Below are 12,822 nucleotides of genomic sequence, written 5' to 3' on the forward strand. Positions count from 1 at the left end.
ACACTTCGTCTCGCGACGCCTCATCCTGAGACGACGCCAAGAAGACGAAGTGGAAACACCTGATGCTGCTGCCCCTGTCCGACGTGCCTCGCTGGTACGCTCAACGCAAACCGCAAGGCACGATCGCCGTCCGCCACGGGCAGGATACGCTGACATGGGACGAGCTCGAACGCGGCGCCAATCGGCGCGCGCGGGCGTTCATGGCCAAGGGCGTCAAGCCCGGCGACTTTGTCGCAATCGGTTTGCCAAACGGCAACGCGTTCTTCGAGACCTCGTTTGCGGTCTGGAAGTGCGGAGCGACGCCGACGTCACTGTCGTGGCGGCTGCCGCGCGGCGAGGCCGCCGCGGTGCTCGACATCCTGAAGCCCGCGCTGGTGGTCGGCGGCGAGGCCGACTGGAACGCGCCGAACCGCCTGCCGGCGGATTTCGTGCCGGAAGGTTTTTCGGACGAGCCGCTCGATCCGCCGGTGGCTCGCTACTGGAAGGCCATGACCAGCGGCGGCTCGACCGGCCGGCCAAAAGTGATCCTCGATCATCAGCCGGCGGTGACCGACACCGTCGCCGTACCGCCGCTCAACATCCCGTTCGGCGTCTCGTTGCTCAATCCCGGTCCGCTCTACCACAATGCGCCGTTCATCGTGTCGCACTACGCGCTCTTCACCGGCGGCCAGCTCACCGGCCTCGTCAAGTTCGACGCCGAGGAGACGCTGCGGCAGATCGCGCGCGAGCGCGTGCAATGGGTCAATTTCGTGCCGACCATGATGCACCGGATCTGGGCGCTGCCGGAGAACGTGCGCAACGCCTACGACGTGTCGAGCCTCCAGACCGTGTTCCACATGGCAGCTCCGATGCCGCCTTGGCTGAAGGAAAACTGGATCGCCTGGCTCGGGCCTGAGCGGGTCTGGGAGCTCTATGGCGGCACGGAGCGGCAGGGCTCCTGCATCATATCAGGCACGGAATGGCTGACCCACAAGGGTTCGGTCGGCAAGATCGGTGAGATGGCGCGCTTGCGCATCGTCGGCGAGGACGGCAACGACGTCGCGCCCGGCGAGATCTATTTCCTCAACAATGACGGCAAGGACGCCACCTATCACTATCTCGGCGCCGAGCCGAAGCGCCGCGCGGATGGCTGGGAGTCGCTCGGCGACATCGGCCGGCTGGACGCGGAAGGGTATCTTTATCTCGGCGACCGTCTCGCCGACATGGTGCTGCGCGGCGGAGCCAACATCTATCCAGCGGAGGTCGAGGCTGCGGTCTCTGAGAGCCCTGGCGTGCGCTCCTGCGTCGTCGTGGGATTGCCCGATCCCGAATTGGGCCAGCGCGTGCATGCCATCGTCGAGCCCGAATCTGGCGCGGATGGTCAGGCCATCGCCGACGGCATGGCGGACTTCTTGAAGGACAGGCTCAGCCGCTACAAGCACCCTGAGAGTTTCGAGATCGTCAGCGCGCCACCGCGCGATGATTCCGGAAAAGTTCGCCGCACCCTGTTGCGCGACGAGCGCGCGGCGTGGATGAAGGAAGGGCGCGCCTTCCGGATTCGGCCGGCGAAGGCACCGGCGCACGCCGAATAAGAAAAATACACAAGGATTGAGACATGACGATCACCATCGCAGCGAACAGCGTGCCGAAGCCGCCGGCCGAGATCATCGAGGGTTTTCGCGGCGCGCCGACCTCGGTCATTTCAGACAATCTCGCCCGGTTGCCGGGCGCGGTCGGGCTGAAGCCCTATCATCGCGGCGGCAAGCTGGTGGGGACGGCCTTCACGGTGCGCACGCGTCCCGGCGACAATCTCGCCATCCACCGCGCACTTGAACTGGTCGGTCCCGGCGATGTCATCGTGGTCGACGGCGGTGGCGACGAGACCCGCGCGCTGGTCGGCGAGATCATGAAGAACATCGCGCAGTGGCGCAAAGCCGAAGGCTATGTCATCGATGGCGCGATCCGCGACGTCGCGGCCTTCGCCGCTGACGACTTTCCCTGCTATGCCCGCGCGGTGATCCATCGCGGCCCCTACAAGAACGGCCCCGGCGAGATCAACGTGCCTGTTACGATCGGCGGCAGCGTGATCTCGCCCGGCGACATCGTGGTCGGCGATGAGGACGGCGTGGTGTCGTTCCCCGCCGCCGGCGCCGCGGCGCTGCTGGAAGCCGTCCGCGCCCAGGTCGCGCGCGAGGAGGAGACCATGAAGGCGATCCGCGAGGGCCGCTACCAGGGCTCCTATGGCAAATCCTGATCAGATCAGAATGAAGGGGAGGGCGGCGTGAGCCAGAAGGACGAATTTCACAACATTGACGATCCCAGCGACGGGCTGTTTCGCGAGCTCGCGGCGGGTGTGACCACGCGCATCTTCTCCGGCGAGCAGGCGATGCTGTCGGTGGTGACGCTGGCCCCGCATGCGCAAGGCACGCTGCATCATCATCCCGAGGAGCAATGGGGCGTGCTGCTCGACGGCTCCGCCATCCGCGTCCAGGGCGATGAGGAAATACCCGTAAAGAAGGGCGATTTCTGGCGCACGCCCGGCAATGTGCCGCACACCATGCGCGCCGGCCCCGATGGGGCCCGCGTGCTGGACATTTTCAGTCCACCACGGCCAGAATACAAAAAAGCGGGGTCGGGCTTCGGCACGACCTAAGCGCCAAAGAGCAAAAAGCCAGGCGCAACACCAAAGGGGAGGGGACTATGACGATCACACGACGCACGCTGCTGGCAGCGCCCGCTATTCTCGCAATCGCGCCAGCGGTGGCGCAGGCCGGCAAGATTACTCTGGTCGTGCCGTTTCCGCCGGGCGGATCGACCGATGCGATGGCGCGGCTGTTGCAGGCCAATCTGCAGACAAAGCTCAACCGCATCGTCGTGGTCGAGAACAAGTCGGGCGCGGCGGGCGCGCTCGGCGCGGCGCAGGTTGCCAAGAGCCCGCCGGACGGCTCGACGTTCCTGGTCACCTTCGATTCCCACGCGGTGATCCCGTCCATCCTCGACAAGCCGCCGGTCGATGTCGAGCGCGAGCTGATGCCGGTGCTGCTGGTGGGCACCGCGCCCTACGTGATCGCCGCCGGCGCCGGTCGTCCCTACAAGAGCTTTGCCGACGTGGTCGCCGCCTGCAAGGCGACGCCCGGCGCAGTGAAATATGCCTCCGTCGGCATCGGCACGCTCGGCCATCTCGCCATGACGGTGCTCGGCACCAAGGCCGGCGTCGAGATCATGCACGTGCCCTATCGCGGCGGCGGCCCGGCGATGAACGACGTGCTCGGCGGCCATGTCGATCTGATCGCGGGATCGGCGGCGCTGGTCTCGGCCCAGCTCGGCACCAACATGCTGCGGCCGATCCTGCAACTCGGCCGCGAGCGGCTGCCGGCGTTGCCGGATACGCCGACCGCGATCGAGGCCGGCTTTCCGGATTTCGAGACGCTCGCCTGGTGGGGCATCTTCGCGCCCGCGGGCACGCCTCCGGATGTCGTCGCGGCCATGGCGACGGCGTCCAGGGAGATCCTGAGCGAGCCCGCGACCGCCACCCAGCTCAAGGAGACGCAGCAGATGACGCTGCTGCTCCAGGACGGCGCCGCCTTCAAGACCTTCTTCGACAAGCAGGTCGTCTATTGGGGCAAGGTGGTGCGCGAGAACAATATCAGGGCATGAGAGGCCTATTCCCGGGATTGCCATCCCGGGTCCAGTGCGCTCGCGCGGGCTTGAGCGTCAGAGCATCTTGCCGACGATCTTTGTCATATCTGCCGCCGAAAACGCGCGCAGCGTTTCGGTGCGGACATTGCCGAGTGCGCTGAGACTAAGGCTGAGCGACATCGCGGCAGCCTCATCTGGAGCCTCGAGAACGGTTACAACGTCATATCGTCCCTGCGTCCAGACGATTTCTTTCACGGTCACGCCGAACGTTTTGGCCATCTCCTTGAAGGCGTCGGCCCGCTTCGGCGAGTCCTTGACGTTGCGGACTCCCTGATCAGTGAAGCTTCCCAGCACGACATAGGTTACCATGGTCGTCCTCCCTGGTTAGAACCCAGATCCAATTCTCGCTTGAGGCAACCGCGCCGAGCTTGCCACGGCGGCTGAGACAGCGCTACTGCGCGTTGCGAACGTCAGCGGATGTGACTTATTCGGTCAGGACAACGGCCGCGCGAAACTGAGCTCATGGCCGTCGGGGTCGGTGAGATGGAAGTAGCGCTCACCCCATTCTGCATCGCGCGGCGTGGTCGACGGCTGCCATCCGGCGGCGCGTGCGCGTTCGTAGGTCCCGTCGACATCGGCGACGTAGAAGATGATGCGGCCCCACCAGGACCAGCGCTTGTCGTCCGGCTGCGCCGTCAGGTTGAGATAGCCAGTGCCGGCACGAAAGCTGGTGAATGCAGCGGCTTCGCCGCCATACAGGAGCTCGAACCCCAGCGACCGGTAGAAGTGCACGGAGCGCCTCATGTCATGCGTGCCGAGCGTGATGGCGCTGATGCTTTCGATCATGTGATCTGCTCCGCCGAGAGGGGCCTGGAAGCGATTGTATAGCCGCCCTGTTCAGGTTGACGATGGTCTGGCCCGCCTGACGGCTGGCGAACCGCATTTTGCTCTGCTATGACGGGATCGAACCCGTACCAGCGGGTTCCGCGGTCCCGTAGCTCAGCCGGATAGAGCGGCGGTTTCCTAAACCGTAGGTCGCATGTTCGAGTCATGCCGGGATCGCCATTTGCCGCGCGTCGCCATGGACGTGTAGTGCCAATACCCCACTAATCGCTTTTCTATCGTGACGTGTGCCTGCGTCGGGTAGAATACGGCGGGTGCGGGTGCGGGGGCGTTGGCATGACGGATTTATGGTACTACGCGGACGGCGGGCAGCAGCGCGGCCCGATCGCGATTTCGGAACTCCTTACGCTCCTCGCTCGTATCGCCGATCCTCGGCGTGTGATGGTCCGGCGGCACGGCTTCGAGGATTGGAAGCCGGCCGCGGAGGTGCACCAGATCGCGCAGCAGCTTCTTCAATCGCCGCCGCAAGAGCCGGCATCGCCACCGGCGGCCGCCGTTCGGGAGCCCGCCGTTCTCGCCGAGGACGCTACTGCCTTCAAAGATGTCCAGCGCGAGATGACCGGCATCAGCGGTTGGCTCGCGCTTCTCGCGTTCGGCCAGGTGATGGGCATCCTGCGCCTGATCTTCAACGTCGGACAATATGTGCAATCGATCGACGACAAAGTCTGGACTTACTTTCCCACGGTGATCTGGAGTGAAATGCTGATAAACGCCGCCATGATCGGCTTCGCGATCTGGACAACGGTGCTCCTGTTCAGACACTCCCACAGGTTTCCAGCCTTCTTCATCGCACAAATGATCTGCGCGGTGCTGATGCCGCTCGTCGATCTCCTCTGCGTCGCATCGTTTTTTTCCGCCGCCCTCAATCGCCCGTTCAGCGATTTTTTCATCGTCGAACCTCGACAGGTCGGACAAGCGGTTGTCGGTGCAATCAGTGCCACGATTTGGATAACGTACGTCCTTCGCTCCCGCAGGGTCGCGAATACGTTCACGAAGTAGACCCGCCTTATGACGCGCGTGGCGGAGGGGCTGTTCTCCTGGTTTTCCTGCCCGTCAAGTCCCCAATAAAAAAGAACCAGGCCGCCCAGTTGCGAATTGTTCGGGCCGTGCGTCGTCAGCGATCTCAGGGACTCCCGAAGTGCCGGCGAGCACGGCTCGAAGACATCACCACATCGAGCTATGGGCAGGGGTGTCGCTTGCCATCGTAGCCGAGATACGTTCCCGAAGCCGGGTCGTACGACCGATATTTTTGTTCGCAATAGGACGAGCCATCAGCGGAGTCGTCGTAATCGCCGTAGTAGCCGTCGTCGTAGCCGCCATAGTAAGGCCAGCCCGAATAGGCGCCCAGCGCTAAGGCGCCGCCAAGGCCAAGACCCCCGCCGTAAGCAAATGCGTGGCGGTAGCGATGCCGGAATCCGGCATGATGGAATTGACCGCCATGGAAGCCGGCGCCGGCCGCGACGGGACGTGGCGCATGGAAGCCGCCGGCGGCCCGGAAGTGACCAGCTCCGCCGTGGAAGCCTCCGCCGCCTCCGAAGTGCCCACCACCGTGAAATCCGCCGCCGCCTCCGAAATGTCCGCCACCGCCCCCATGTCCACCGCCCCCATGTCCGCCGCCGCGCGCAGAGGCGGCCGCTCCCGGCGCCAAGGTTGCGCAAAGAGCGATCACGCCAAGCAATTTCAGTCGTTCCATCGTTTTTTCTCCAGCTACATGATGTCGGCCACGTCTCGACCTTTGCCGGACACTCATTGGCCCGAGACCTGCCGACGACTCCATGTTTGCCGGATGCGCGCTCGCCGTCTTTTCAATAGGCCGCGGATGTTTCAGCTTCGCACGTGAAGCCGGAATCCGAGCGAACTGGCCGCTGATATTGTTGACCTGAGAGCGGTTTCGTAAAACATGGGTTGAAAGTTCGAGTCGTCCCGGGATCGCCATTTTGTCATGGGCAATCGTCGCAGTTTGCCACGCTCGTCGGCGCAAAATTTGCTAGAAGCGAAAGACGTCCTTCCTGGCCTTGCCGACGTGCCGGCCACGCCTCGCTACCCCATCCGGAGACAACAATGCCTTTCGACTTGATCCTGCGCGGCGGCCGTGTGGTCGACCCGTCCCAGAAGCTCGATGCCGTGACGGACATCGCCTTTGCCGGCGGCAAGGTCGCCGCCGTCGGGACCGGGCTCAAGGCCGATCCGGGCACCGATGTGCGCGACGTCTCGCGTTACATCGTGACGCCGGGGTTGATCGATCTGCACACCCATGTCTATTGGGGCGGCACCTCGCTCGGCATCGATGCCGAGGAATTCTGCCGCCTCTCCGGCGTCACCACGGCGGTCGATACCGGCAGCGCCGGTCCCGGCAATTTCGCGGGCTTCCGCAAGCATGTGATCGAGCCGAGCCAGGTCCGCATCCTCGCCTATCTGCACGTCTCGCATGCCGGCATCTTCGGCTTCTCGCACCGGATCATGGTCGGCGAGAGCGAGGAACTGCGGCTGATGAATCCGATCGAGGCGGCCAAGGTGGCCGATGCCAATCGCGACCTCATCGTCGGCATCAAGGTGCGCGTGGGGCTGCACTCCTCGGGCACGTCGGGGATCGTGCCGCTCGACATCGCGCTCGAGGTCGCGAACGAGGTCGGCATGCCCCTGATGGCGCATATCGACCATCCGCCGCCGAGCTACGAGGAGGTGCTGGGCCGCCTGCGTCCGGGCGACGTGCTGACCCATGCGTTCCGTCCCTTCCCCAATACGCCGGCGACCGCGCAAGGCACGGTGAAGAAGGCGGTGCTGGATGCGCGCGAGCGCGGCGTGCTGTTCGATATCGGCCACGGCAAGGGCTCGTTCGCCTTCAAGACCGCGCGCGCGATGCTCGCCAACGGCTTCTATCCCGACACCATCTCCTCCGACATCCATCAGCTCTGCATCGACGGCCCGGCCTTCGACCAGGTCACGACCATGTCGAAGTTCCTGTGCATGGGCATGGAGCTGTCGGACGTCATCGCCGCCTCGACGGTGAACGCGGCGATGGCGCTGCGGCGTCCCGAGCTCGGCAGCCTCAAGCCCGGCTGCGTCGGCGACGCCACGCTTGTTACGGTCAGGCAGGGCCAGTTCGACTATGAGGACGTCGTCGGCGAGCACCTGATCGGCGATCGCAAGATCGTCTCCGAGGGCGTCGTGATCGGCGGCCGCTGGTGGCATCCGAATTAGGGCTTTGCCTCTTCCCGTGAGAACGGGGAGAGGAAGCTACTCGTTCTTGTCCACATTCCAGAACATCGGCGTCGCCGGGCCGTCGATCACGCCGGTGAGCGATTTGCGCCAGGCGCTCGGCGCCTGGAACTGGCCGAGCGGGACGTAGATCACCTGGTCGTAGGCTTCCTTCTGCACCTCAAGCGCGATCTTCTTGCGCTCCTCGGGCGAGGTCGCGCGGGCAAAGGAATCGCGCAACTCCTCGAGCTTGGGGTCCTCGGACCAGCCGTACCAGCCGCCACTCGTGCCCTTGCCGACCATCGGGACGTTGACCAGCGGGTTCAAGGAGTCGGCGGCGCCCTGGTAGGTAAAGAACATGTTCCAGCCACCTTCCTTCGGCGGCTTCTGGATTGCCCGGCGGGTGACCACGGTCTGCCAGTCCATCGCCTGCAGATCGACCTTGAAGCCGGCGTCGCGCAACAGCTGTGCGACCACGACCGGCTGCGCCTTCAGCAGGATCTGATCGGTCGGCGCCAGGATCACCACGGGCGTGCCGTCATAACCGGCCTCGGCCAACGCCTTCCTGGCGTCCGCCATGCCGTTGCCCTTGATCAGGGTCTCGCCGCCGGCGTCGCTCGCCAGCGGCGTATCGCAGATGAAGAACGCGCCGCACAGCTTGTAGTATTTGGGATTGCCAATTTGCGCGTCGAGTACGTCCTTCTGGTTGATCGCCAGCATCGCGGCGCGGCGGATCTTCACATTGTCGAATGGCGGATGCAGGAAGTTCATCCGGCCGAACGACTGGAAGCCGAACTTGTTCAGGATGGATACGTTGATGTCCGGATTGGACTCGAGCGCGGGCAGCATGTCGAACGGCGGCGTCTCGACGAAATCGACATCGCCTGACTGCAGCGCGTTGAGCGCGGTCTGCGCGTCCGGCATCGTGATCCACTCGACCCGGTCGACCTTGGCCACCTTGCCGCCCGAGGTCCATTCGGCCGGCTCCTTGCGCGGCACATAGTCGGTGTTCTTTTCGTAGACGGCCTTTACGCCGGGCTGGAATTCGGCCGCGACGAATTTGAACGGGCCGGAGCCGATCTGCTCGGGAATCTGCTTGGTGATCGGGGTCTCAGCAAGCCGCTTGGGCATCATGAAGGCGCAGACCGACGATGGCTTGGCGATCGTCTCCAGCACCAGGCCATAGGGCTCCTTCAGCTTGAAGACGATTGTTTTGGCGTCCGCGGCTTCGATACCGGCCGTGAAGTCCATCAGCTTGCGCGCCATGCCGTCGACGCTCGTACCCCAGCGCTTCAGGGAGGCCACGCAATCCTCCGCCGTCACCGGTGCGCCGTCATGCCACTTCAGGCCGTCGCGCAAGGTGAAGGTGTAGGTCAGCTTGTCCGCGGACACCGTCCAGTCGGCCATCTGCGGCTGCACCTTGAAGCTGGAATCGATGCCGAGCAGCGTATCGTAGACCATGTAGCCATGGTCGCGGGTGATGATGGCTGTCGTGAAGCCAGGGTCGGTGACGCGAAGGTCCGATTGCATCACCGCGCTCAGGGTCTTCTTTCCGGTCGCGGCAGATACAACCGACGTCCAGGCCAGAGGAAGTGCCGATGGCGCAACAGCCGCAAGCTGGAGCAGTTTCCGTCGCGAGACGTGAACCATTCGCAATTCTCCCGATGCAAGCGAGACCAGACGGCGGCTGCCGACGATGGGCAGCGTATGGTTTGCTGCCGCACCTTGCAATGACGGTTGTCTCGCAAATCTGACGTCGTTTGCGGTCGAGCAGGGACCGCCGGAACCGGTGGCGTGGCGGCCGGCTGTCTCGTTCTAGGCTTGTTCGCGATAGAATTTCAGCAGCCGCGCGCCTGCCGGCGAGAGCCACTCGGCCGCGCCGGCGATGTAGCCTTCGACGCGATTGCTTGTTCCGACCAGATAGGTGATGGGCATGCCAATGAGCGTGAAGACCGAGGTGGATGCTTCGGCTGCCGCGCCATACGCGTCGACATAGCAGGTGAGGTTCTGCGCGGCGAGGCCGCCGACGAACGCACGGATTTTTCGCAGGTCCTTGGTGTCGGTGCAGATCGCCACGACATCCAGCTGGTCGCGCTGCGATCCGGCGAGGCTTGCGAGCACGGGCAGATCGAGCCGGCAGGCCGCGCACCACGTCGCCCAGAAATTGATGAGCGTGATGCGTCCCGGCTTCGCCGTCACCAGGGCGTCCTTTCCATGCAGGTCCTGAAGCCGCAGCGGCGGCATCGCGGCGCGGGGCCGCACCAGCGTGAACTGGTTGCGGCCGGTCTCGAACACCGGTGGCCAGGCGGGATTGCCGCCCTGCGCGCGGCTCGCACGCGGAGAAACAAGGATCGCCGGCGCGGCGATCAGGAGCGATCGCCGGGTCAGTGCCGCGCCGACCTCGCGAGGTGTCTCACGCATGGATATAGGCAAAACCCTTGAGTTGCAGATCGACCACGCGTCCGATTCCGAAGGGGACGAGGCTGGCGCCTGATATCAGCGGAATCGAGATCTGCTCCTTGGCTTCCGCGATCGCCTTGGACGAGGCACACATGCTGTAGGTGAGGTTGGGCAGCGACTGCCGCAGCGTCGCGAGTGGCTCGACGAGCGGGGTCTTGTCTGCCCGGAAGACGTCGATGCCCTTGCCGTTCGCGACGACCTCGATCAGCAATCTCGCGCCCCTTTCGGCAAAATGCCTGGAGAGGTTGGCCGAGTAGCTGATCGCATGACCCATGACATAGGGTTCGTTGCTGTCGATCAGGATCACGACGCCGTCGGCGAGACGATCCTCCTTGGCCGCGGCGGTGCCGCCGGCCGTGAGGATCGCGGTGCCCGCAAGCAGGCCCCTGCGGGACCATCCATTGGCTGGGATCATGGCCGCGTTGTCCTGCCGCTCAAAATTGCCGGGCAGTAATCGGCGCCTTGCGGCCGCGTCCCCACAGCACGAACAGGCTGAGCGCGAGCAGAACGACATTGAGAGGCGTAACGGGCGCCTCGCCGCGCGAGAGGTGGAAGACGAGCGCGAACACCTGCAGCACCGAACAGCCGAGCGCGGCCAGCACCGTCAGCCGCGGCAGGATCCGTGTCAGGGCCGGCAGCAGAATGCCAATACCACCGGCGAGATCGACCAGCCCGATGAAGCGAACGAACGTTTCGGAATACTGGCCGGCCCAGGGCATCATCGCGGCAAGCTCGGGAATCGGCGTCAGCAGCTTGACCAGCCCGGCCGAGCCGAAGGCGAGGAAGATCAGGCCCTGCGCGACCCAGAGGCCGATGCGAAGGGCGCGGCCGGGAGTGGCGGTCTCGAAGGTCGTGGTGGACATGCTGGTTCTCCGGAACGTGAGGGTTGCCACCATTTGATGATTTCGCCCTATTTGATCATTATGTGCTCCGGGATGAGTTCCTTTCCTGGATGTTGATGATTTCATGGATTCCCTGGTCGGCATGAGGGTGTTTTGCCTGGTCGCGGAGCTGAAGAGCTTTGCGACCGCGGCGCAGCGCCTGCGCATTTCGCCCGCGATGGCGAGCAAGCATGTGATGCAGCTCGAGAAGCGGCTCGGCACGCGGCTCCTGAACCGGACCAGCCGGCGCGTCAGTCTGAGCGAGAGCGGTGCTCTCTATTTCGAGCAGGCGCGGCAGATGCTCGATTCGCTCGACGAGGTCGAAGCCGCCGTCAGCAACGCGACCGTCGTTCCGCGCGGCACGCTGCGGCTGACCGCGCCGGTATGGATGGCGAACACGATCTTCGCGGGCGTGCTCGCGGACTACCAGGCCCGCTATCCGGAAGTTTGCCTCGATGTCGATCTCAGCGGTCGGCTGGTCAATCTGGTCGAGGAGGGATTTGACCTCGCCCTGCGTGCGACTGGCGCGCCCGACGAGGCGCTGATCGCGCGGCCCATCACCAGGGTCGCATTCTACCTGGTCGCAGCGCCCGCCTTTCTCGATCGCGCCGGACGCCCGACCAGGCCGGCCGACCTCGCCGGCCAGGCGCTCCTGCACTACGCGCTCTATCCAGGCGAAAGCTTCTCCTTGAACAGGAACGGCACGGTCGAGACCGTCAAGCTCACCCCGGTCCTGCGCAGCGGCAACGAGACGCTGCTGCACATGGCCGCGCTGGAAGGCATGGGCTTCGCCTTCCTGCCGAAATGGCTGGTCACCGAGGACATCGCCGCCGGGCGTCTCGAGCACGTCCTGCCCGACGATATCGTCTTCGACGGGCGGCTGTTCGCGGTCTATCCGAGCCGCAAATATCTCTCCGCGAAGGTGCGGACCTTCATCGACTTCGTCGCCGCCGACAAGCGGATGAGGTGACCGGCGACCGCGCGATCAAGCCGCGCAGCTCAGTCGCGCCCCGCCTCCATGATCGCCTTGGCCAGCCGCGCCGGATCGGAGAAGCACAGCTCGTGGCTTCCCGGCACCTGCACCAGACGGAACAGGCCGAGCTTCTCCGAGAGCCGCGGATGCCAGGGATGGCTGTGCGGCATCGCGACGTCCTCGGTGCAGTTGATATAGGATTTTGCCAGCGGCATCTCCGCCGGATTGGTCTTGAGCGCGATCTTGTCGGTGAAAGTCGCGAACGGATGCGGATTGAGCACGTCATAGGCGCGCTGCGCGGTCTCGAGATCGGCATCGTTGATGAAGGCTTCGCGCCAGATCGGGAAGGGCAACACCACAGAGCTGTCGCCGCGTTCGGCCGCGATGGCATCGAACAGCCCGATAAAGTGCGGCGGCACCATGTCGTTGAGGCATTCGCCGTTGTTGGGCACGAAGGCATTCCAATACACCAGGCGGCGAATGCGCTCGGGCGCGAGGTCGGCAACCCCGGTGATGATCATGCCGCCATAGGAATGGCCGAGTAGGACGATGTCCTTCAGATTGTTTTCGGCGAGATAGTCGGCGATCGACTGGATCGCGTCCTTCAGCCCGGTCGTCTTGGCATCGCCGGGGCGATTGCCCTTGATTGTCGGCGTATAGACCTTGTGGCCGGCGGCGCGGATCGGGGCCGCGACGGGTTCGAACTCGGCACCGGTGTGCCAGGCGCCATGGACGAGAACGTAGGTCGACATGTTGTAGCTGCTCCCGAGGGTGTGGTTAGATCGGCAT

Annotated in this window: 15 protein-coding genes and 1 tRNA gene; 8 read left to right on the forward strand and 8 right to left on the reverse strand. The window is 64.5% G+C overall.

Going from position 1 to position 12,822, the window contains the following annotated elements; genetic code table 11:
* The first annotated feature begins 62 nt into the window (after positions 1 to 62).
* Genes ABIA90_RS09285 through ABIA90_RS09300 form a run of 4 tightly spaced genes read left to right on the forward strand, consistent with a single transcriptional unit; the run spans position 63 to position 3,636 of the window.
* Positions 63 to 1,571 (forward strand): AMP-binding protein, encoded by a 1,509-nt coding sequence (locus ABIA90_RS09285; RefSeq protein ID WP_354118611.1) that lies wholly within the window; start codon positions 63 to 65, stop codon positions 1,569 to 1,571.
* A 23-nt stretch (positions 1,572 to 1,594) separates the two neighbouring features.
* Positions 1,595 to 2,233: an RraA family protein gene (locus tag ABIA90_RS09290; RefSeq protein WP_085399166.1), complete on the forward strand. Its 639-nt coding sequence runs from the start codon at positions 1,595 to 1,597 to the stop codon at positions 2,231 to 2,233.
* A gap of 27 nt (positions 2,234 to 2,260) precedes the next feature.
* Positions 2,261 to 2,632, forward strand: a complete 372-nt coding sequence (locus ABIA90_RS09295; RefSeq protein ID WP_028159929.1) for a dimethylsulfonioproprionate lyase family protein — start codon at positions 2,261 to 2,263, stop codon at positions 2,630 to 2,632.
* Positions 2,633 to 2,679: 47 nt separating this feature from the next.
* Positions 2,680 to 3,636 carry a tripartite tricarboxylate transporter substrate-binding protein gene (locus ABIA90_RS09300; protein ID WP_354118612.1) on the forward strand — a complete coding sequence of 319 codons (957 nt, stop codon included), beginning with the start codon at positions 2,680 to 2,682 and terminating at the stop codon, positions 3,634 to 3,636.
* Positions 3,637 to 3,693: 57 nt separating this feature from the next.
* Here ABIA90_RS09300 and ABIA90_RS09305 read toward each other — a convergent pair whose 3' ends face one another.
* Both ABIA90_RS09305 and ABIA90_RS09310 read right to left on the reverse strand, forming a co-directional pair.
* Positions 3,694 to 3,987, reverse strand: coding sequence for a GYD domain-containing protein (locus tag ABIA90_RS09305; protein WP_063980665.1), 294 nt, complete (start codon positions 3,985 to 3,987; stop codon positions 3,694 to 3,696).
* A gap of 123 nt (positions 3,988 to 4,110) precedes the next feature.
* Positions 4,111 to 4,464, reverse strand: coding sequence for a VOC family protein (locus ABIA90_RS09310; RefSeq protein ID WP_354118613.1), 354 nt, complete (start codon positions 4,462 to 4,464; stop codon positions 4,111 to 4,113).
* A 142-nt stretch (positions 4,465 to 4,606) separates the two neighbouring features.
* Here ABIA90_RS09310 and ABIA90_RS09315 point away from each other — a divergent pair.
* Together ABIA90_RS09315 and ABIA90_RS09320 are read left to right on the forward strand one after the other, a co-directional pair.
* A tRNA-Arg gene (locus ABIA90_RS09315) sits at positions 4,607 to 4,683 on the forward strand.
* 114 nt (positions 4,684 to 4,797) lie between these two features.
* Positions 4,798 to 5,520 (forward strand): DUF2569 family protein, encoded by a 723-nt coding sequence (locus tag ABIA90_RS09320; RefSeq protein ID WP_354118614.1) that lies wholly within the window; start codon positions 4,798 to 4,800, stop codon positions 5,518 to 5,520.
* 178 nt (positions 5,521 to 5,698) lie between these two features.
* On the opposite strand, the gene ABIA90_RS09325 is transcribed toward ABIA90_RS09320, so the two are convergent.
* On the reverse strand, positions 5,699 to 6,214 hold the full coding sequence (locus ABIA90_RS09325) for a BA14K family protein (protein WP_354118615.1): 516 nt from the start codon (positions 6,212 to 6,214) through the stop codon (positions 5,699 to 5,701).
* A gap of 368 nt (positions 6,215 to 6,582) precedes the next feature.
* Here ABIA90_RS09325 and ABIA90_RS09330 point away from each other — a divergent pair, with 368 nt between their 5' ends.
* Complete coding sequence (locus ABIA90_RS09330) at positions 6,583 to 7,722, forward strand: amidohydrolase/deacetylase family metallohydrolase (RefSeq protein ID WP_354118616.1); 1,140 nt, start codon at positions 6,583 to 6,585, stop codon at positions 7,720 to 7,722.
* Positions 7,723 to 7,758: 36 nt separating this feature from the next.
* Here ABIA90_RS09330 and ABIA90_RS09335 read toward each other — a convergent pair whose 3' ends face one another.
* From ABIA90_RS09335 to ABIA90_RS09350, 4 genes are all read right to left on the reverse strand, one after another.
* The gene (locus tag ABIA90_RS09335) at positions 7,759 to 9,369 is read right to left on the reverse strand and encodes an ABC transporter substrate-binding protein (protein ID WP_354118617.1); all 1,611 of its coding nucleotides are present in this window, start codon (positions 9,367 to 9,369) and stop codon (positions 7,759 to 7,761) included.
* Between the two features lie 165 nt (positions 9,370 to 9,534).
* Positions 9,535 to 10,140, reverse strand: a complete 606-nt coding sequence (locus ABIA90_RS09340) for a TlpA disulfide reductase family protein (RefSeq protein WP_354118618.1) — start codon at positions 10,138 to 10,140, stop codon at positions 9,535 to 9,537.
* On the reverse strand, positions 10,133 to 10,594 hold the full coding sequence (locus ABIA90_RS09345) for a DsrE family protein (RefSeq protein ID WP_354118619.1): 462 nt from the start codon (positions 10,592 to 10,594) through the stop codon (positions 10,133 to 10,135). Before ABIA90_RS09345 ends, ABIA90_RS09340 begins: the two co-directional genes overlap by 8 nt.
* Before the next feature lie 19 nt (positions 10,595 to 10,613).
* Positions 10,614 to 11,042, reverse strand: coding sequence for a DoxX family protein (locus tag ABIA90_RS09350; RefSeq protein WP_354118620.1), 429 nt, complete (start codon positions 11,040 to 11,042; stop codon positions 10,614 to 10,616).
* A 103-nt stretch (positions 11,043 to 11,145) separates the two neighbouring features.
* On the opposite strand from ABIA90_RS09350, the gene ABIA90_RS09355 reads away from it, so the two are divergent.
* Positions 11,146 to 12,030 carry a LysR family transcriptional regulator gene (locus ABIA90_RS09355; protein ID WP_354118621.1) on the forward strand — a complete coding sequence of 295 codons (885 nt, stop codon included), beginning with the start codon at positions 11,146 to 11,148 and terminating at the stop codon, positions 12,028 to 12,030.
* A gap of 29 nt (positions 12,031 to 12,059) precedes the next feature.
* Here ABIA90_RS09355 and ABIA90_RS09360 read toward each other — a convergent pair whose 3' ends face one another.
* Complete coding sequence (locus ABIA90_RS09360; RefSeq protein ID WP_135215897.1) at positions 12,060 to 12,785, reverse strand: alpha/beta fold hydrolase; 726 nt, start codon at positions 12,783 to 12,785, stop codon at positions 12,060 to 12,062.
* Positions 12,786 to 12,822 lie beyond the last annotated feature (37 nt).

This window comes from Bradyrhizobium sp. LA6.8 (assembly GCF_040547935.1).
In the GTDB taxonomy this organism is placed as follows: domain Bacteria; phylum Pseudomonadota; class Alphaproteobacteria; order Rhizobiales; family Xanthobacteraceae; genus Bradyrhizobium; species Bradyrhizobium barranii.